General features: G+C 35.6%; 17 protein-coding genes. 1 reads left to right on the top strand and 16 read right to left on the bottom strand.

Features of this window, described 5'->3' with window-relative positions:
- Positions 1-251: 251 nt before the first annotated feature.
- The 14 genes from T335_RS20335 to fsa all read right to left on the bottom strand — a co-directional run bounded on the left by T335_RS20335 (position 252) and on the right by fsa (position 14258).
- A complete protein-coding gene (locus tag T335_RS20335) occupies positions 252-632 on the bottom strand; it encodes a cupin domain-containing protein (RefSeq protein WP_051569238.1) in 381 nt (126 codons plus the stop codon).
- A gap of 38 nt (positions 633-670) precedes the next feature.
- Positions 671-2284, bottom strand: coding sequence for a mannitol dehydrogenase family protein (locus T335_RS0109555; protein WP_334291166.1), 1614 nt, complete (start codon positions 2282-2284; stop codon positions 671-673).
- A gap of 89 nt (positions 2285-2373) precedes the next feature.
- The gene (gene uxuA, locus T335_RS0109550) at positions 2374-3444 is read right to left on the bottom strand and encodes a mannonate dehydratase (protein WP_026477347.1); all 1071 of its coding nucleotides are present in this window, start codon (positions 3442-3444) and stop codon (positions 2374-2376) included.
- Between the two features lie 188 nt (positions 3445-3632).
- A complete protein-coding gene (locus T335_RS0109545) occupies positions 3633-4103 on the bottom strand; it encodes a YcxB family protein (protein ID WP_026477346.1) in 471 nt (156 codons plus the stop codon).
- 5 nt (positions 4104-4108) lie between these two features.
- Positions 4109-5401: a TRAP transporter large permease gene (locus T335_RS0109540; RefSeq protein WP_026477345.1), complete on the bottom strand. Its 1293-nt coding sequence runs from the start codon at positions 5399-5401 to the stop codon at positions 4109-4111.
- Positions 5401-5925 carry a TRAP transporter small permease gene (locus T335_RS0109535; protein WP_026477344.1) on the bottom strand — a complete coding sequence of 175 codons (525 nt, stop codon included), beginning with the start codon at positions 5923-5925 and terminating at the stop codon, positions 5401-5403. Before T335_RS0109535 ends, T335_RS0109540 begins: the two co-directional genes overlap by 1 nt.
- An 84-nt stretch (positions 5926-6009) precedes the next feature.
- A complete protein-coding gene (locus T335_RS0109530; RefSeq protein ID WP_026477343.1) occupies positions 6010-7065 on the bottom strand; it encodes a TRAP transporter substrate-binding protein in 1056 nt (351 codons plus the stop codon).
- Positions 7066-7771: 706 nt separating this feature from the next.
- Positions 7772-8461, bottom strand: coding sequence for a GntR family transcriptional regulator (locus tag T335_RS0109525; protein ID WP_026477342.1), 690 nt, complete (start codon positions 8459-8461; stop codon positions 7772-7774).
- Between the two features lie 366 nt (positions 8462-8827).
- Complete coding sequence (locus tag T335_RS0109520) at positions 8828-9415, bottom strand: thymidine kinase (protein ID WP_207640661.1); 588 nt, start codon at positions 9413-9415, stop codon at positions 8828-8830.
- Positions 9416-9659: 244 nt separating this feature from the next.
- Positions 9660-9857: a 50S ribosomal protein L31 gene (gene rpmE / locus T335_RS0109515; protein WP_026477340.1), complete on the bottom strand. Its 198-nt coding sequence runs from the start codon at positions 9855-9857 to the stop codon at positions 9660-9662.
- A 142-nt stretch (positions 9858-9999) separates the two neighbouring features.
- Positions 10000-11352, bottom strand: a complete 1353-nt coding sequence (gene rho, locus T335_RS0109510) for a transcription termination factor Rho (RefSeq protein WP_408605163.1) — start codon at positions 11350-11352, stop codon at positions 10000-10002.
- A 132-nt stretch (positions 11353-11484) separates the two neighbouring features.
- On the bottom strand, positions 11485-12444 hold the full coding sequence (glpX, locus tag T335_RS0109505) for a class II fructose-bisphosphatase (RefSeq protein ID WP_026477338.1): 960 nt from the start codon (positions 12442-12444) through the stop codon (positions 11485-11487).
- Between the two features lie 22 nt (positions 12445-12466).
- Positions 12467-13471: a class II fructose-bisphosphatase gene (gene glpX / locus T335_RS0109500; protein ID WP_034328138.1), complete on the bottom strand. Its 1005-nt coding sequence runs from the start codon at positions 13469-13471 to the stop codon at positions 12467-12469.
- A 142-nt stretch (positions 13472-13613) separates the two neighbouring features.
- The gene (gene fsa / locus T335_RS0109495) at positions 13614-14258 is read right to left on the bottom strand and encodes a fructose-6-phosphate aldolase (RefSeq protein ID WP_026477336.1); all 645 of its coding nucleotides are present in this window, start codon (positions 14256-14258) and stop codon (positions 13614-13616) included.
- A 712-nt stretch (positions 14259-14970) separates the two neighbouring features.
- On the opposite strand from fsa, the gene T335_RS0109490 reads away from it, so the two are divergent.
- The gene (locus T335_RS0109490) at positions 14971-16335 is read left to right on the top strand and encodes a sodium-dependent transporter (protein ID WP_026477335.1); all 1365 of its coding nucleotides are present in this window, start codon (positions 14971-14973) and stop codon (positions 16333-16335) included.
- Positions 16336-16505: 170 nt separating this feature from the next.
- Here T335_RS0109490 and T335_RS0109485 read toward each other — a convergent pair whose 3' ends face one another.
- A complete protein-coding gene (locus tag T335_RS0109485; protein ID WP_026477334.1) occupies positions 16506-18383 on the bottom strand; it encodes an LTA synthase family protein in 1878 nt (625 codons plus the stop codon).
- A gap of 91 nt (positions 18384-18474) precedes the next feature.
- Positions 18475-20268, bottom strand: coding sequence for a sensor histidine kinase (locus T335_RS20330; RefSeq protein WP_051569237.1), 1794 nt, complete (start codon positions 20266-20268; stop codon positions 18475-18477).
- Positions 20269-20316 lie beyond the last annotated feature (48 nt).

Here is a 20316-nt window from a genome sequence, read left to right as displayed (position 1 = left end):
ATGTAATAATGAACGTAATAATGAATATAATAATAAGTATTAAATAGTAATTTTTATTGCACAATGCATCTCCTTTTATTATATCCATTTCTAAATATTCTGTCAAAAATTACAAAGAGGGGACAAAGTAAAAGAAGGGTATCCTTCAAAGTATGAAGTGGATACCCTTTTTTATTTAAAAATATTTAAATAACAAATCTATAACTACACTAATTTTATTACTTGAAAATGTTGTATCATTAATTTTATATTTATATTAATAGTTGTATCATTAACTTTATACTTATATTAATATACTCATTTACAAAATCTTCCCTATAGGGTGTAAATAGGTCCAAAAGGATTCCCTCTCTAATGCATCTACAACCATGTAGCAAATTAGGCAGTTTATAGATGGTATCTCCCTTTTTTACAATATTTTTAATTCCATCGACCTCGAACTGAAACTCACCCTCCAAAACATAAGTAAGCTGCGTATGGGGATGGCTATGTAGAGGTCCTACAGCCTCCTTCTCAAAATGTACTTCAACAGCCATTAGTTCCTCTCCATAGGCTAGTATCCTTCTTTTTATCCCCTCTGACACCCTTTCAAAGTCGCAATCTTCTTGAAATACATAAGGTCCCTTCACCATCATTACCCCTCTCTAAAAAAGATGAAAATCGCAAATATTTAATAAACATATTTTTTTAAGGTTTCCCTCACTGCCCCCTTTTTAGATACCAGTTCTGCAAAATATTCTTCGACTCCATCTCCCAAACCCACCTCATATAGATTTACCCCAAAGATGGTTTTGTTGGATAAAATTGGTTTTAGTTCCTTATGGAAAGGACCTTTGTCACCAAGGCCAATGGATGCAACATAGGGGGTTACCTCTTCAAGAAGAGGGTCTGGACTTAATTCCATATGATCACCATTATCATCAATAGCCATCAAATATCTGCACCACCCTGCTAACACAAGGGGAATGAACTTAAGGTCTGTAACCTTTAAATCTTCTCTTTCATTATAAGCTTTTATGGTTTCACCAAACCGAATTCCTAACTTTTGGGAGGTATCTGTAGCAATTCGCTGAGGTGTATCCGGCATAAAAGGATTAGGAATTCTTACTTGGAGTACTTCATCAAGGAATTTCTTTGGATCAATAATACCTGGATTCACCACCACAGGCAACCCTTCTCCGTAGCCAATCTTCTCTACTAAAGTCTTAATTTCAGGATCTTCCATCTCCTTAGATATCAGTCTATATCCCAATAGACAACCATATATAGCAAGGGCTGTATGAAGAGGGTTAAGGCAAGTACAAACCTTCATTTTTTCAACTTTCCCAACGGTCTCTCGATCTGTAAAGATGATACCACCTGCCTCTAAATTTGGTCTGCCATTAGGAAAAATATCCTCTATAATCAAGTACTCCGGCTCCTCTGCATTTACAAAGGTGGCGGCATAGGTATTTCTTGATGTAACAACATCTTCAACATCTTCAAAACCAACGTCCTTCAGCATTTTCCTTACACTTGGATCAGGTCGTGGTGTTATTTTATCTATCATAGACCAAGGGAAGGATATAAATTTAGGATCATTAATATAGGCTTCAAAGCCTTCCTCCACTAATCCCTTTTCTACCCACTTTTTAGCAAATGTAGCCACCGACTCATGGAGTATTTTTCCATTTTGAGACATATTGTCCATGCTTACTAGGGCAAGGGGAGTTTTTCCATTAAGATATCTTTCATATAAAAAGGAGGCCAACTTACCAATATAGCTCGCTGGCCTCGGAGGACCATTTTCAAAGTCTTCAACCACTGCAGGGTGATATTCTCCCTTAGGATTCATCAAGCTATATCCCTTTTCAGTGATGGTGAAGCTTACCATTTGTAAACTTGGGTTTACAAATATTTCTTTCAATCTATTCCAACTTACGTCATTTCCTTCATCTAAAACCAAGGATTCTGCAATACTGGCTATCACAGTCTTTTCCATACTACCATCTACCTTGATGGTAACAAGGACTGTTAGGTTATCATGGGGTTGGTAGATGGTTTCTATCGTTTCTCCTCCCACCACAACAATTCCCCTATCGCTTTTACCTTCGTTTAGAATGGTTTGTTGTGCATTGGCCATAAGTGCTCTAAAAATGTTCCCTGCACCAAAATGAATCCAGTTAGGATTTTTCATTGTATTTGCTTTAATCTCTTCAATATCAAATTTAGGAAGCTTAAAATTTGCATTTTCCCAAGCCTTCCTATTTTTTAAATCACTTAAGTTTAACTTCAATGCTTCCACCTCTTTCTCTATTTCAAATATCTATGGATTCATATCCATTAGATTATTATCTATTAGGTTATTACCTATCAGATTATTAAACTATCAAATTATTTTTTTGTGGATTTGTCAATTGCTTCCCATATTCCATTTAGGTAGGTGGCCCCCAAAGCTCTATCATATAGACCATAGCCAGCGATGGCCTTCTCTCCCCAAATCATTCTACCATGATCTGGTCTGATGGGACCTGTCATACCGATATCATAAAAGGCCTTCATGATTTCGTACATGTCTAAAGAGCCATCGGAGGACAAATGGGCAGCCTCGTCAAACTTCCCTGGTGCAAGATGGATAACATTTCTCACATGGCCAAAATGAATTCTTCCCTTAAAACTTCTGATCATGTCTGGGATATCATTGTTGGGGTTTGAACCTAAAGAACCTGTACATAGGGTAAGCCCATTATTGATTAATGGAACTGCATCTAATAATCGTTGAATGTTTTCCTTATTATTTACAATTCTCGGCAAACCAAATACTGACCACGCTGGATCATCCATATGAATGGCCATTTTGATTCCGTATTTCTCGCAGGTTGGCATAATGGCCCTTAAGAAATAGACAAGATTTTGGAATAGCTTTTCTTCATCTACTCCTTTATACATCTCGAATAATTCCTTTACCCTTGCAAGTCTATCGGGTTCCCACCCTGGTAAAACAAATCCACCAGAATTGGCGTCCATTTCTTCAAACATTTTTGCAGGGTCAATCTTATCAATTAGTTCTTGATCATAGGAAAGAACCGTAGATCCATCTGGCCTTTTCTTGGCAAGTTCCGATCTTGTCCAGTCAAATACAGGCATGAAATTATAGCAGACTAAGTCTATTCCTTCTTTTCCAAGATTTTCGAGGGTTTCAATATAGTTTGTAATGTATTGATCCCTTGTAGGAAGGCCTATTTTAATATCATCATGGATATTAACACTCTCAATACCGCTCAATTGAAGGCCGGCCCCTTCTACTTCCCCCTTAAGGGCTCTAATCTCATCTATAGGCCATACCTCTCCAGGTTTAGTACCGTAAAGGGTTGTAATAACCCCCACACAACCAGGAATCTGTCTTATTTGATCTAGTGATACAGTATCATATTTGCTTCCAAACCATCTTAATGTCATTTTCATTGTTGAAATCTCCTCTCCATCCCACAAAACCATACTAGTATGCCAGTATAGATTTATGTTTAGTCCTCTATCATCCATTATTATTTTTAGAAATTTAATTTGAATTTATTTTTAAGACTTAATTTGAATTTATTTTTATAACTCTATTTGAATTTATTTCTAAAATTTTTTAAAATCTATTTTGCAAATTATTTTTGAGTCTTTGAAAGAATATAATTATAGAGGGCTTCTTTTTCTTTCCCTAATACTTTGTTTGTTAGTATAAACCCATGTTTATTGCTGGAAAACACAATAATCATGGTGGGTTTTTTAGATACTCCTTTTATTGCACTCCACTCTAAATGGGAATTTTGGCCTCCAGACTTTACTTGGACTCCATAATCATTAAATACGATCTCTGTATCATGGTGAATTGTAGATACTTGTTTTTTTCCTCTCCTATAAATAGCCACAGGCTGAATAACGGTAAATAAAGAAATTCCCATTATCAAAAGTACCTTTATAAAGCTGTTTGCCTCCCCCCAAAACCTTCCACTTAGCAGTACCATTGCTACGGTAAAAACTAAATTACATACCCCCACCATAGAACCATAAATACCGTACATAGATAACTGCCATAAATCAAAAGCTGTTGTTCGATAATTAAATATATATTTCATATGCTTTACCTAAATAGGCTTGGAAGCCATAAACTAACTGGGGGCACGAAGGTAATCAGTAAAAGGGTAACTACCATACATATATAAAATGGTAATGTGGCTTTAACAACCCGCTCCATCGGAACTTTACCAACTGCAGAACCAATAAATAGTACGGAGCCTACAGGGGGTGTTAAAAGACCAATCCCACAATTTAATATCACCATAATACCAAATTGAATCGGCGAAATACCGATGGAAGTTGCAATTGGCAACAGGATTGGAGTGGCAATCAATATAATTGGAGCCATATCCATAATACATCCAAGAATTAAAAGAATAAAATTTAAAAGTAGTGCTAGAAGAATCGGATTATCTGTAATATTAATAATTGCACTTGCTGCTAATCTAGGAACCCCTAATCGGGTAAGGGTGAATCCAAAAATACTGGAGGTTGCAATCAGAATGAGTACAATTGAAAGGGTATCCACACAAGTTTCAAGCACCCTCCAAACTCCCTTCCAGTCGAGGCCTTTATAGATAAAAACACTTACGATCAAACTATAAATTACTGCAACAGCGGCGGATTCTGTAGCTGTAAAAACACCACCGACTACACCAACTACAACAATTAGAACGGCTGCCAAGGCCCAAAAGGAAATAGCAAATTGTCTTATTAATCGCCCTAGACTAAATTTATCGCCCTTTGGATAGTTTCTTTTAACAGAAATAATATAGGAACCGATCATTAAAGATACTGCTAATATTGCCGCCGGTAGATAACCAGCAAGAAAAAGGCTTCCTACAGAAATTCCCCCTGCAGTAGTGGCATAAATAACCATATTATGACTTGGTGGGACCAACAGCCCTTCGCAGGAAGAGGTAATTGTAACCGCTGTAGAAAAATCATCATCATAACCCTGCTCCACCATCATAGGGATCAAAATACTACCAAGAGATGCTGTATCTGCAGCTGCAGAACCTGAAATACCCCCAAAGAAGTATGATGCAACAATGTTAACCATTGCCATTCCACCCCTCATCCAACCAACACATGAATTAGCCAGGGCAATCAGTTTTTCTGAAATCCCTCCCGATCCCATAAGGACCCCCATTGTGATAAAGAAAGGTACCGCCATCAAACTGAAGGTACTAATTCCCTTTACCATCTGCTGAGCAATGGTTGAAAGTGGGAGCCCTTGATATAAAAGAGAAAATATTGATGCAAGAGCTACTGCATAAGCAATGGGAAACCTTAAAAATACCATAAGAAAAAAACTACCCAACAAAATTAGTATTGCAATACCTTCAGGGCTCATTATAATACCTCCTCTTTAAGAAAAATCTTTTTAATATGATTATAAATAGCCTCTATTTCGAAAATGACCATTGCTATACCTGCCAAAGGAACAGGAAAGTACATCCAGAATCTAGAAAGGCCCGGCATACTGACATAAGATCCCCTTGAGCCCAATAGCACCACATACCTCCAACCAACCACGATCATAACCAACCCAAGCCCTAAAACAGCCACGTCTGCTAAAATGTCTAAAACAATAATTAATTTTCTAGGCAAAAACCGATCAAATGCTGTCATACGGATATGGGCATTTCTTCTGATGGCCAAAGCTGCCGAAAGAACCGCCATATAGGCCATACAAGTTAAAACAACTTCTTCACTCCACGCTGGATCTGGAATAAAGGAAACGTATCGCCCCGCCACTGCCATAGTGGTAATTAGAATATCCACAATTAAAAGCATTTTACATAAGAAAAGAACTACTTTATATACTGCATCATATGCTGGTTTCATCTTATCAATTGTATTAAAAATTTGGGCCATAATTTTTCCTCCTTAAAAACTTAGACACAGAGGTTTTAACCTCCCCTGTGTCTCTATCAACATCCCATTAATATAAGATAAAGCCTATTGCATGTTAAGGATCTTTTCATAAAGTTCTCGGTTGTTTTCTGTAGAAGACTCGATAACCGCCTTTACAGCTTCTTGCCAAGGAGTAATATCGTCAACTTCTACAACATTAACACCCTCTGCCTTCAACTCTTCTAGTACTTTATTTTCTGCTTCTTCAGAAATCCTTCTATTAAATTCTGACGCATACTTACCAGCTTCAACAAGGATATCCTGCTGCTCTGCCGTTAGTTTATCCCAAGCATCATCGGTGATCACCACTTGGATAGCCCCTAATGTATGACCATCTAAAATTAAATTTGGTGCAACTTCTGGGAAGGCATTTGATTTATAGTTGGCGATTGGCTGTTCAGCACCATCTACTACCCCCGTTTGCAGAGCAGAGTAAAGTTCTCCAAAGGCAACAACTGTTGGTGATGCCCCTAGCCCTTGTACCATCCCATTCATAATAGGGTCATTTGAAACCCTTAGCTTCATACCTCTTAAATCTTCTATCCCGCTAATCGGTTTAACCGTAAAGAAATGACGGAAACCTTCTTCACCGTAAAATAAACCTCTAACACCACTGCCATTTTCGTGGGGTTCTAAAAGGAATTCTGGAGCTAAGTCAGAAGTGGCAAAGTTCCAAAAATGCTCACGACTTACAAATGTATAGGGAATAGAAAGTAGTTTTGATTTTTCTCCGCCGTAACTTGTAAGGGCAAAGGCTGAGATACGGGATATATCAATTGTTCCACCCCCACCAAGCATTGTATCAAGAACATCGTTTTCTGACCCTAAAACAGCACTTGCTTGAATATCGATTCTAATCTTTCCACCTGAAAGTTCTTCTACCTTTTCTTTAAAGGCAGTACCTGTTTGACCAACAATCGTTTCTATAGGATTAACTTCTGCATATACAAGAGTAATCTCTGGATTTGATGACCCACCTTGATTAGAATCCCCCTGTTGTGGACCTTCTTCAGTTGGCGATTGTAATCCACAACCTGCTAATAATGCCAAAACTAAAACTAGTGCAAGACTTAATGATAATACCTTAAAACTTTTTTTCATTTTGTCCCCCTCCTTATTCTCTATACATAATAATTTATGTGCAATGTAGAACGTTTCCAGAAAACCTTTTCATTAAATAAGTACTTTTCCTTAAGGAAATTCCTACATAAATGCCAAAAAAATTTAGCCATGATAACGTTTCCTCTTTCCTTTTATTTTTCCAACCTTTATGTTTATATACTACCATACTAGTATTACTCTAGTCAATTGTAATATTTAAAATATTTTAATAATACTCGTAAACAAAGCCTTCCTTTGAAATTTTTATAGGATCACTCGAGGTATGATTTAAAATGAAGAAACTGATTGTATACACATTTAATCCAACTAATTTAGTTATCTGCTTATGTTAAAGCTCACTGCATAAAGTTTTTATATTTTAAATGCTTCAATATATTTAAAAATATTTAAACCAATTTAAATTATTTAAAGTAGAACTTTTCTACAGCGTATTAAACAGAACAAAGTCTTCCTTCGGAAGATTTATAGGATGACTTTAGGTGAAAAAACTAAGCGACTTACACAATTAAATTGGTTATCTGCTTATCTTGAAACTCATTACGTAAAGTTCTCTTATTTTAATAATAATTAAAGTCGAACTTTCCTATTCGTTATAAGAAAAGCCAACTCAAAATTCATATTATTGAATTTTAGAGTTGGCTTTTTAATTTTAAGTTTAAATTTTAAATCCTTTATATTTCTATATTTAATCCTCTTTAAAATATTGAGGATACTTTTCTTTTAATTCTACTTGCTCAAAAATCAGCTTTTTAATATGATTACTAATAACTTCCTGCCCCTTTTGATGGTCATGATTTCTAATACTCTCTAAAATCTGTATATGCTGCTCAATGACATTTTTCCAATTAATATCTGCAATGAAGGTAAGCATACGAACCCGCTTGTATTCCGAATTAATTTGTTCTATGAAAGACCATGTTCTTTCTTTATTACAGCCTGTAAATATGGTTTTGTGAAACTCTTCATCCATTTCGAGAAATTCAAAGAATAATCTTCTTTCGATTAATTTTTTTTGAATTTCAATATTTTCTTCCAGCACATCTATTAACTCATCTGGAAACTTTTCTATCGCAATGGTGAGTACAGATTTTTCTAGACTTTCCCGAACAAACCTTGCATCCTCCACAAGACTTAAGTCAATATAGGAAATATAGGTTCCCCTTTGGGGAAGTACATAGAGTAAACCTTCTTTGGCTAATTTAATAAAGGCTTCTCTAACTGGTGTTCTACTCACATTTAATAGATCAGAAACCTCTTTTTCACTCACACGGTTTCCTGGAGCCATGTTCAAATTAATGATATTCTTTTTAATGACTTCATATACGTAATCCCCAACGGATGTCCCATATTTTTGCTTAACTATTTCTAACTTCATCTATTCACTTCCTCAAAAGAATAATTTCATTAATTACATTGGATTTAACAATTATAACGGATTTATTACCATGCTACCATAGTAGACTTTTAGTGTCAACTTGATTTATTTCTTAAAACATATAATTGGTAGAACTTGAAGAATATCTTTCTTCGAAAAATTTATATTATGACTTTAGGTAAAGAAACTAAGCGACTTACACGATTTAATACAATTAAAATGATAATCTCTTTATGTTAAAACTCATTACGTAAAGTTCTCTTATTTTAATAATAATTAAAGCCAAGCTTTCCTATTCGTTATAAAAAGATAAGGAGGGTCTCCCCGCCTTATTTTGTAAACTTATCTTCATGAGTAAGTATTTATTTATTTGATAACCTGATGGCAGTTTCTACACCTAGCTTCATAGGCTTCCTTTGCCCCTACTAAGATAATTGGGTCAGAATATTTAGCAGGCTGTCCATTTACTAAACGCTGGGTTCTAGTTGCCGGGTTTTTACAAACCATACAAATAGCTGTAAGCTTCACAACGTGTTCAGCCATTGCCATTAATGGAGGTACAACTTTAAAGGGCTCTCCCCTAAAGTCAAGATCAAGACCAGAACAAATTACCCGTTTACCTGCATCTGCCATGTCTTGACACATTTCAATGACAGCTTCATCAAAGAACTGAATCTCGTCAATAGCTAAAACATCAAAGGTTTCCTGTTGTATAATGGCCATCATTTCTTCAGTATTTTCTACTGGTATGCAGGGTACCTGTTTTCCATTGTGGGATGCTATACTATCGTCGGAATAACGCTTATCAATTTTGGGCTTAAAGGCTAATACCTTCAGCTCTGCAATATTAGCTCGATTAATACGCCTAATCAGTTCTTCACTTTTCCCAGCATACATAGGTCCCACAATAATTTCAATGCTCCCAATCTTGGAATACTCCATAATGTCAACCATTCGTTAATCCTCCCTCAATCTCTCAATCTTATTATCTTTAGTATAAATGATTCTAATCTGCTATTGAAGGCTATATTAAATATTTTATAAAATATAAGACCTTAGACTTAACATCTATGTATAAAATAGCCTACAAATTAACATTGGTTCTACGGAATCAATAAATTAACTATCATTTGTATCTTAACGCAAAAAATCAAGGTCGGAAGTTACCCTCCAACCTTGATGCATTTTTAAGTTAAAATTACATACCGAATTTTTTATTGAATTTCTCTACACGTCCACCTTTTTCTACTGTTTTTTGCTTTCCAGTGAAAAATGGATGACATTCTGAGCAAATCTCAACTCTGATTTCTTTTTTAGTAGAAATACTTTGGAAACTATTACCACAAGCACAGTGAACTTCTATTTTGTTAATTTCTGGTTGAATATCCTTTTTCATTATTTTCACCTCTTCTTTCTGTTGCGCTTATATATCTTACAATTAAGTAAATTGTATTATAGCACTGCATACTATGCCCTATAGGGCAAATTAACTATTACATTATAGCATAGATCCTTATGCTGTGCAAGAAATAATTCCGCTAAATCCGTTTCTTAAACATGTCTACAAAGTCTTTATTGTTTTTCGTTTCTGTAAGGGAGCTTACAATTTTCTCTGTAACGTCTTGTACAGAACTGTTGCTCATGGCTCTACGAATGCTCCAGATGGTTTCTAGTTCTAACTGGCTTAATAATAATTCTTCTCTTCTTGTACCAGATTTATTAACATCAATAGCTGGAAAAATCCTCTTCTCCGACAATTTACGATCTAAATGGAGCTCCATATTACCCGTTCCCTTAAATTCTTCGAAGATTACATCATCCATTCTACTACCCGTTTCAATTAAGGCTGTGGCAATAATTGTTAAGCTTCCAGCATCTTCGAGATTTCTAGCTGCCCCAAAGAATCGCTTTGGCTTATGAAGGGCCCCAGGGTCTAATCCCCCCGATAAGGTTCTACCTGTTGGCGGAATAGTTAGGTTATATGCCCTTGCTAGTCTTGTAATACTATCTAAAAGAATCACTACATCCTTACCATGCTCTACTAGACGCTGGGCTCTATTTAATACCATTTCTGCAACCTTGATATGATGGCTTGGTAATTCATCAAAGGTGGAATAGACTACTTCTCCCTTTATAGATCGTTGCATATCGGTAACTTCTTCTGGTCTTTCATCGATTAATAATACTATAATTTCCATTTCGGGATAATTTATTGCAATGCTGTTGGCTATTTTTTGTAGCAAAACTGTTTTACCTGCCTTTGGAGGCGCAACAATCATACCCCTTTGCCCTTTTCCAATTGGCGCAATTAAATCAATTAATCGGGTAGATAATTCAGTATTATTTAGTTCTAAATTTATTCTTTCATTGGGATATATTGGGGTAAGAACTTCGAAATTTGGTCTTTTAGTAGCTGATTCTGGTTCTAGTCCATTAATCTTTTTTACGTAGAGAAGGGCTTTAAACTTTTCACCACTTTTTGGAGGTCTTGTAATTCCAGTAATCTTATCTCCAGTCCTCATATTAAATCGTCTAATTTGGGAAGGAGAAATATATATATCTTCATCACTGGATAAATAATTTTCTCTTCTTAGAAATCCATAACCATCGGTATGAATTTCTAGAATACCTTCTGCAATATTAACTTCTTCCCCAGCTGGTATTTCATCGGATAGCCGTTCAGGCAAACCTTGATTCTTTGCTTCCCTACTTGGTTGTTGTTTTATTTGCGTCTCTTCTTTATTTTGATGGGCTTCCCTCGGCTTAGACTCTTCCACAGCTAGGGGCTGTTGGTTTTCTTTGATCCATTGGATGATTTCATCCTTTCTGGATTTAGTCGTATACTTCATCCCCATACCTTTAGCTATGTCTCTAATTTCTTGAAGCTTCATTCCTTCTAATTCTTCAATATTCAACTAACCACCTCCTAAAACCATATTGTTTATAAAAGGGACAAAATACCTTTGTCCCCTGAATATTGAAATTTTACCATCTACATCTATCGCTAGTCAATAGAAATTAATTTAGTAGGCATATTTAGGTTTTTTATTTAATTGATGTATGGTTTCAACAAATCTGATGGTGCCTGTCTCAGACCGCATCACTACTGAATGGGTTTTAGCTTCTCCCTTACCAGCAAAAACAACACCCTTTAATAATTCCCCGTCGGATATACCTGTTGCTGCAAAATAAGCTTCGTTACCTTTAATCAAATCTTCCATATATAATACTTTATGGACATCTATGCCCATTTTTATACACCGTTCCTTCTCTTCTTCTGTATAGGGAATTAGCCTACCTTGAAATTCTCCCCCCAAACATTTTAAAGCTGCAGCAGCAATTACGCCTTCTGGTGCACCACCGATTCCCACCAAAATATCTACCCCAGTATCAGGGAAGCAGGTAGCTAGAGCAGCAGCCACATCGCCGTCCTTAAATAATTTAATTCTTGCACCAGCGTCACGACATTGACGAATGAGTTCTTCATGTCTTGGACGGTCTAACATCGTTACAGTTAAATCGGCAATACTTTTATCTAAAGCCTCTGCTACTGCCTTTAAATTTTTATGAATAGGAGCATCTAAATGAACTCTTCCTGCAGCCTTTGGTCCAACTGCAATTTTATCCATATACATGTCTGGGGCATTTAATAGACATCCCCTTGGAGCCATTGCTACAACAGCAATAGAATTTGGTAGCCCCTTTGCCACAGAGTTTGTACCCTCTACAGGGTCTACGGCAATGTCTACTTTAAACCCACCATTACCAACCACTTCACCGATATAGAGCATGGGGGCTTCGTCCATTTCGCCTTCCCCAATTACAACTGTTCCTTCTATATTTATGGTGTCAAACATCTTCCTCATACCGTCAACACCAGCTTGGTCTGCAGCGATTTTGTCGCCTCTACCCATGTGTTTTGCAGCTCCTAATGCTGCTGCTTCCGTCACCCTTACAAGGTTTATTGCTAAGTTACGATCCATCTATTTCACCCCATTCTTTATTCTAGAAGTTGCCATGTTTTTTAAGTACTTCTTGTAGTTCATTGGTTTTATTTAATCTATGAAGGGCCGTTATAAAACGAACAGTCCCAGTCTCTCCCCTCATGACTACCGAGTGGGTTTCAGCCATATTACTACCTTTATGAACAACCCCCTTTAGCAGATCACCTTGAGTGATTCCTGTGGCTGCAAATAAGCAATCTTCACTCTTAACTAGGTCATCTAGGGTTAAGACTTTATAGATTTCTTCATCGGTTTTAAAGCCCATTTCTCTACAACGCTCTACTTCTTCTGGACTCATAGGATGAAGGATTCCTTGCATATCTCCCCCCATAGCCTTTAGGGCAGCCGCCGCAATAACACCTTCGGGTGCTCCACCGATGCTAATTAAAATATCCACGCCTGTATCCTCAAAGCCGGTGGCTATAGCTGCTGCCACGTCACCATCACTAAAAAGTTTGATTCTTGCCCCTGCTGTTCTAATCTCTTTGATAAATTCACTATGACGGGGGCGATCCTGAACAATTACAGTTAAGTCCTCTATATCTTTATTTAATGCCTCGGCCACAGCTTTAAGATTATCTGTTACGGATGCCTTAATATCAATTTTACCCTTTGCCTTTGGCCCTACAGCTATTTTGTACATATATGTATCTGGGGCATGTAAAAGACAACCCTTTGGGGCCATAGCCACAACAGCAATAGCATTTGGTAGACCTTTTGCAATTAAGGTTGTTCCTTCTAGGGGGTCTACTGCGATATCTACTTCGCTATCTCCCTCTTCTCCGCAACCTACCTTTTCACCAATATATAGCATTGGGGCTTCATCTAACTCACCTTCACCAATTACAACTGTACCGCAAATAGAAAGACTAGAAAAGGCATTTCTCATTCCATCTACGGCTGCTTGATCGGCAGCATTCTTGTCCCCTCTACCCATATAACCAACCGCAGCTAGAGCAGCGGTTTCCGTTACCCTTACTAGTTCCATTGCCAAGTCTCGATCCATAGTAATGTATCCTCCCTTAAGGTTGTCCTATCACTTATTTCTAAGAAAACCTATTACTTATTTACTTATATTCATTTTGTTTTATACTCATGTATATTATACTAAATTCAAATATTTTAACAACCTTTATCTCAAAATTAGTTTACTTTTTAGCACTCTCCCAATCCTTTAAAAACTTTTCAATTCCAATATCAGTTAGCGGATGTAGAATCATTTGCTTAAACACTTTATATGGTATTGTTGCAACATCAGCCCCAGCCTTAGCCGCTTCAGTAACATGAAGGTTATGTCTTATACTGGCAGCCAATACCTCTGTTTGAAAATTATGCAGGGCAAATATGGTAACAATTTCTTTAATTAGAGCCATTCCCTCTTGGCCAATATCGTCTAATCTTCCTAAGAAGGGGCTAACAAAGGTAGCTCCTGCTTTAGCTGCCATCAAGGCTTGACTAGCAGAAAACACTAAAGTTACATTAGTTTTAACTCCCTTTTCAGAAAAGATTTTAACAGCCTTTAAGCCCTCTTCTGTCATGGGAACTTTAATAACAATATTGGGGTGAATCGCTATTAGATCTTGAGCTTCTTCTACCATTTCAGTAGCTTTTGGGCTTACTACTTCTGCGCTGATGGGGCCATCTACAATCCCTGTAATTTCTTTAATTACTTGTTTAAAATCTCTACCTTCTTTAGCAATCAAAGAAGGGTTAGTCGTTACTCCATCAATAATACCCCAGCTGGCTATTTCCCTAATTTCTTCAACATTAGCAGTATCAATAAAAAACTTCATATTAAATTCCTCCCTGTTATATTCTTACATTCTTACATATATTAATCTCTAGTTCCTTCATATTAATATTCAAATTAGTATAGGAATCAATCAGTATTAGTCTAGCTACCCTTAATTTCTATACATAGACCCTAACCCTATTATATTATATGAAGCCATTATTTTATAGTGTTGCAAACAAATAACTTTTTTATTTGTAGACTTTATTCTTTAATGATGTTCATCTGAGGAAATTATTTCTGCATATCTTGTCCTTGTACTCTGTATACACAAAAAAATAGTTTTTTATGTAAAAGAAATTTTATACATTTTTTGGAATTTTGATGACTGATCACTTAAAATTTTGTTGTAATGTTCAAAAATTTTTAGCACTCCCTTTACCCCTACTTTCTTCATAATCCCTTCAAATACTGATATTTTCATAGGTGCCCATTGTTTAAAATCTTTGAATTGTCAAAAAAATAACACTTGCATCTGGCTAGACCACCATGTATAATTATGAAATATAAATATTTTCAATTTTCTTATATTCACTTACTATTTCAAATTTGGCTAATGTTTGTTTACTGATTTTAATTTGCACTGATTTAGTGTTTATCTTTTTTACTTCACACCTAGTCGATTTGTAATATTAGAAAGTGAATATTCTAAAAGGGAATATATTTTGCTTTTAAAATCCTTAATTAACTAATTTAGGAAGGGGAGATTTTAAATGAATTTGAATGAAACAAAAGCAAGAGACCAATGGGGATCGAAAATCGGTTTTATCCTTGCTGCTGCAGGTTCTGCGGTAGGTCTTGGTAACATCTGGAAGTTCCCGTATATGGCTGGAACAAATGGTGGAGGGGCCTTCGTATTACTTTATTTCGGACTATTAATTATTGTTGGTTTTACCCTAATGATGGCGGAGTTAACTATCGGTAGACATACGCAATTGTCAGCAGTAAGTGCCTTCAAGAAAATCAAGTCTAAATGGGCTTGGGTTGGAGCAATAGGAGTATTAGCAGGTTTCTTAATCCTTTCTTTCTACAGTATCATTGGTGGTTGGGTAATCCGTTACCTTATCTCTGCCCTTTCAGGAAGCTTCAACACAACTGATGCAGCTTCTTTAGGTGGAATCTTCGAAGGCTTTATTATGAGCCCAGTTCAACCATTATTATACCATGCAATCTTTATGGCTCTTACTTTAGGAATCGTTCTTGGTGGAGTTAAGGGTGGTATTGAGAAATATTCTAAAATTCTTATGCCTGGACTTTTCATCATGATGATCGTTATTATGATCCGTTCTTTAACACTTCCAGGGGCTATGGAAGGTGTTAAGTTCATGTTAGTACCAGACTTCAGTAAAATTAATGGAACAGTTTTCCTTGCTGCTTTAGGACAAGTATTCTTCTCTCTAAGTTTAGGTATGGGTACAATGATCACATACGGAAGTTATTTAAGCAAAGACGAAAACTTAGTAAACAGTTCGTTCCAAATTCCATTATTAGATACAGCAATTGCTTTAGTTGCAGGTTTAGCTGTTCTTCCAGCAGTATTTGCCTTTGGTTTTGACCCAGCTGGTGGACCAGGACTTCTATTTGTTACTTTACCAGCAGTTTTCGCTTCAATGCCATTAGGTAGTATCTTTGGTATTGTATTCTTCTTACTAGTACTATTTGCAGCTTTAACTTCTTCAATTTCGATGTTAGAGGTAGTTGTTGCTTATGTAGTAGATGAAAAGGGTTGGGATCGTAAGAAAGCTTCTTTCGTCTTCGGAGCAATTATTTTCTTAGTTGGTATTCCTTCATCTTTAGGTTTAGGAGTATGGAGTGACTTCACTTTAATAAAAGACTTAGATATTCTTGACTCTGTAAGCTTTATTGCAGAAAATGTATTATTACCATTAGGTGGTATGTTCTTATGTATCTTCATCGGTTGGGTATGGGGACTTGACAAAGCCTTCAAAGAAGTTACAAACGATGGAAAAATCAAATTCGGTCTTATGCATGTATGGGGCTTCCTAGTTAAGTATATTGCTCCAGCAGCAATCTTCATTGTATTTGTTCAAGGTATTTTGGCTTTAATAAGAGGTTAATACACTTTAAAAGGAGCATCCTAGGATGCTCCTTTTTTTTCGATGTTAAGGAAATTATGCTTTAAATCTATTTTTTGTTCAAACATAATGAACAAAGAACTGGTACAGCTATTTAAACTTCTCTATTAATGTTCAATGGGTTAAGGAATTTTTGCCAATCATATTAATAGCTAATTATTTATATGGTCTTCGTAATCATCTTCATCTTCACTTTTAATCAGTAATAATTCATTGTCTAAGACATACTCAGAAAGTTGAATCTCTGTTAAGGCCCTTTCAAAACCTTCCCTAAAAGCTTCAATATCTGCTGCCTCACCAGTTTTTATGTTCCAAGCTTCACTATTTTCAAAGATACCGTCCCTTGACATTACAAAAATATAGTCGTCTTTAATGAAGGACCCTTTGGCTGTATGAATTAGACTTAGGGCAAAGTTGTCATTGCTGTTTAATAAATCTTTACCTATTAATTTTAAACTTCCTGTATCTATCCCTAGCAGGTTAGAAACCGTAGGAAAAAAGTCTACCATTCCACCAACAGTTGTAATCTCCTTCTGTACGCCTCCATTAGGGATATGAATGATTAATGGTACCCTTAACATTTCATCTTCACGATATTCTTTTCCTAAGAAATGACCCATGATATCAGATGTTTCTTCGTCATGGACCTTCAAACCATGATGATCACCATAAATAATGAACATGGAGTTTTCATATATTCCTGCTTCCTTTAATTGGTCAATAAAATCTCCAATCGCTGCATCTAGATAATTGACAGTTTCAAAATACCCTCCTAAAATTGTTTCTTCATAGGGTTCTCCCACTTCTATCATCTTATAGGCTTCATCTAAAGGATAAGGATAATGGGAAGTAAGGGTTATTAATACCGAATAAAAGGGTTGTTTCAATTCTTTAATGAAAGGAATCGATTGACGGAATAAGGAACGGTCACCGATGCCCATTCCAATCATCTCTTCCTCTTCTAAGTCTTCTTGTCCAATAAAATGGTTAATTCCAAAGTATGGATAAAAGTTTTCTCTATTCCAAAAACTTTTCTCATTACCATGAAAAACAGCCGTATCATAGCCTTCATCTCTTAAAATTTTGGGTAAGGAAACTAAGTTTTTACCCTCATATTGTTTATAACTATAGGTCTTGGTAGAAGCATGGTAGCCCGATTGGGTTACAAACTCGGCATCTGAAGTATTTCCCCATCCTACTTGCTCATAGTATCTAGAAAAGTAGAAGGTATCTTCCGCCATCAACTGATTTAAGTTTGGCGTTATCCATTGACCATTAACCTGTCGCCCTAAAACAAAGCTTTGAAGGGACTCGGCCTGAATAACAAAAACATTTCTTCCCTCTGCCAACCCATGATACTCTACAATAGCAGGAAGTTCTTCTTCTTCAAGGATTTCTGTCCAAGCTTCTTCATATTCTAAATCTGGTGGCCTTCTTACCAAAAAAGTAGCTAAATCGTAAATGTGATAATTAAAAACCCCTAAATTTAATGGTGTATAATAACCAACTGCATTATAATAGACCCCTTGAATGCTTCCAAAAACGAAAATAGCGATTAATGCAATTACTTTATAATTTTTTCTACGTGCCACACCCATTATAGGGGTAGCTTTCCAACTTACTTTTCTTTGGAGGATTGCCAATAATATTACGTCAATTAAAAACAAAAGGTATCTAAATTGCATTAAGTTATTAACACTATTGGATACTCCTTTTAAATGCCTAATCTGATAAATTATATGAATAGGCATTAAGGTTACAAAATGACTATAGTACATGGTGTTTGCAAATAAAAGCAATGAAACTAAAAAATAACTAACTAATAGGAACTTCACTCTTTTTTCACTCTTAATTAAATTGATCCATAGGTAAATACCAAAAATAGTTACTCCATTTAAAACATTAATTATCCAATATCTTTGAGTAATTCCTATGAAGTGGTGAAAAAATAATAATTTAATAAAAGTTAATAGCGTTAAAATTAAAACTTCTTTATAGGGTTTAATGCCATTCAAACTTTGACTCTCCATAATGCCCCCCCTGTTCCAATCACTTAACTTCCTCTAATCTATCTTTCATCTCATTCTAACATAGATGTAAATAAAAGTAAAAGGCAAGGGTCTATGGATATATATCTGAAAACTCAATGGTTACTCTTTCAACTTTAGTTGTACCGTTTGTGGCAGCCACCTCACTATAGGCGGTATTTTCTTCGTCTACAAGAACTACTGGTAATTTAATAATAAATTCGCTTCCCTTCTCCAGTTGGCTTGTTACTGAAATTTCTCCCCCTTGGGCTTCAACAAGGGATTTAACAAGGGATAGCCCAATTCCACTGCCTTCCAAATTTCTGCTTAAGCTACTATCAACTTGTCTAAACCGCTGAAAGATCGTGTTTAAATTATCTTTAGGAATCCCGATCCCAGTATCCCTCACTGAAATTTCAATGTATTCCTCCCGATTTAAGATATTTACAAAAATTTCTCCACCTGGATTTGTAAATTTAATGGCATTTGATAATAGGTTAAGTAAGATTCGTTCAATTTTATCGGCATCGCAGGCTATATATTTTTCCTCTAATTCTGTATCAAAGGTCAGTCGAATTTGATTATCTTCAACATACTTAGCAACAGACAAGGTAATATCCTCCACCACTTGTATAATGTCATAATTACGAATTTGCATTTGTAGAAACCCTGATTCTAATCGTGTTATATCAATTAAATTGTTAATAAGCCTTAAAAGTCTATAGCAGTTTTGCTTCATTATTTTAATATGTTTTTCAAAATTACCATAAATTAAATCCTGCTCATTGGAGATATTTGCAAGCTGTATTGTCCCTAAAATGATATTAAGGGGCGTTTTTAGTTCATGGGATATATTAGAGAAAAACTCAGTTTTTAAACGATCCATTTCGATGGTCTCTTTTAGTAGCTTATTTGTCTTAGCTGCCTTTTTTTGCATTGTTATGTCCCTAGTAATTTTAAAGATATATTGTTGATTCTTTTCAATAAATGGCGCTGCTGCAACTTCAATATCTAGGCGTTTACCATCATGGCGGATAATTTCCCCCTCGATAAAGGCTACAGACTCCCCTTTTAAAACTTTATTAATTCTATCATTTACAATTTCGTTTATATCTGAGCTGTTTTGATAGAATAAATTTATTTCCTTTCCTATTAAATTGATAGCACCATCTTGTCCTAAAATTTTAGCTAGATTTTCATTAGCATAGATAAACTTACCATTATGTTCTATACTTAATCCATCTGGAACAATTTCTACTAACTTGCGATATCGCTCTTCACTAGCCTTTAGCTTTTCTTCTGCAATATACTTCTTAGTTGCATTGTTAAATACATAAGCTATACTCACTAGCGTTAGGGCTGAAAATAGTATAAAGTTAATATTAATAATAAACGATAATCTTAGGGGTATATCTACCAAAAATGTAAAAAGAAACCCTCTGGCAATTGTATTTAGTTGATAAACCATTAACAACTTTTTCACTTTTATAAGTTCAAAAATTCCTCTAGATTTGATCACCTTGTGGGCAATTGCACCTATTAAAAAGGGCAGAATAATCTCAGAAATAATCCCAACCGTTAAACCTAAGCCACCTAAATAAAGCCTATAGATCAAGGGGCCTAAAGCTGTTAAAATACCCCATTTCCAACCCATTGTAAAGGCAATAAAATATATGGGAATTGATCTTAAATCAAAGATGAGTTCATTGTAAACAAAGGGGTCTAACATCATAGATAAAGAGAGTATACTAAATAAAAGGGAAGTAGCCAGTTTATACTTTCTATTATACTTACTTTTCTCTCTCCACGAAAAATGCTGACTTAAAGTGCTAAAGATAAAACAAAATGAAATGACCAAGGTTACATTGCGTAAAAAAGAAATTAACATAGGTTTTCGTCCTCCAGCATAGTTAGATTTTGCAAAATTGAGTGTTTA

This window comes from Alkaliphilus transvaalensis ATCC 700919, assembly GCF_000621485.1.
GTDB classification, from domain to species: domain Bacteria; phylum Bacillota; class Clostridia; order Peptostreptococcales; family Natronincolaceae; genus Alkaliphilus; species Alkaliphilus transvaalensis.
The sequence above is the reverse complement of the archived record's forward strand: the minus strand, read 5'-3'. Positions and strand labels throughout refer to the sequence as shown.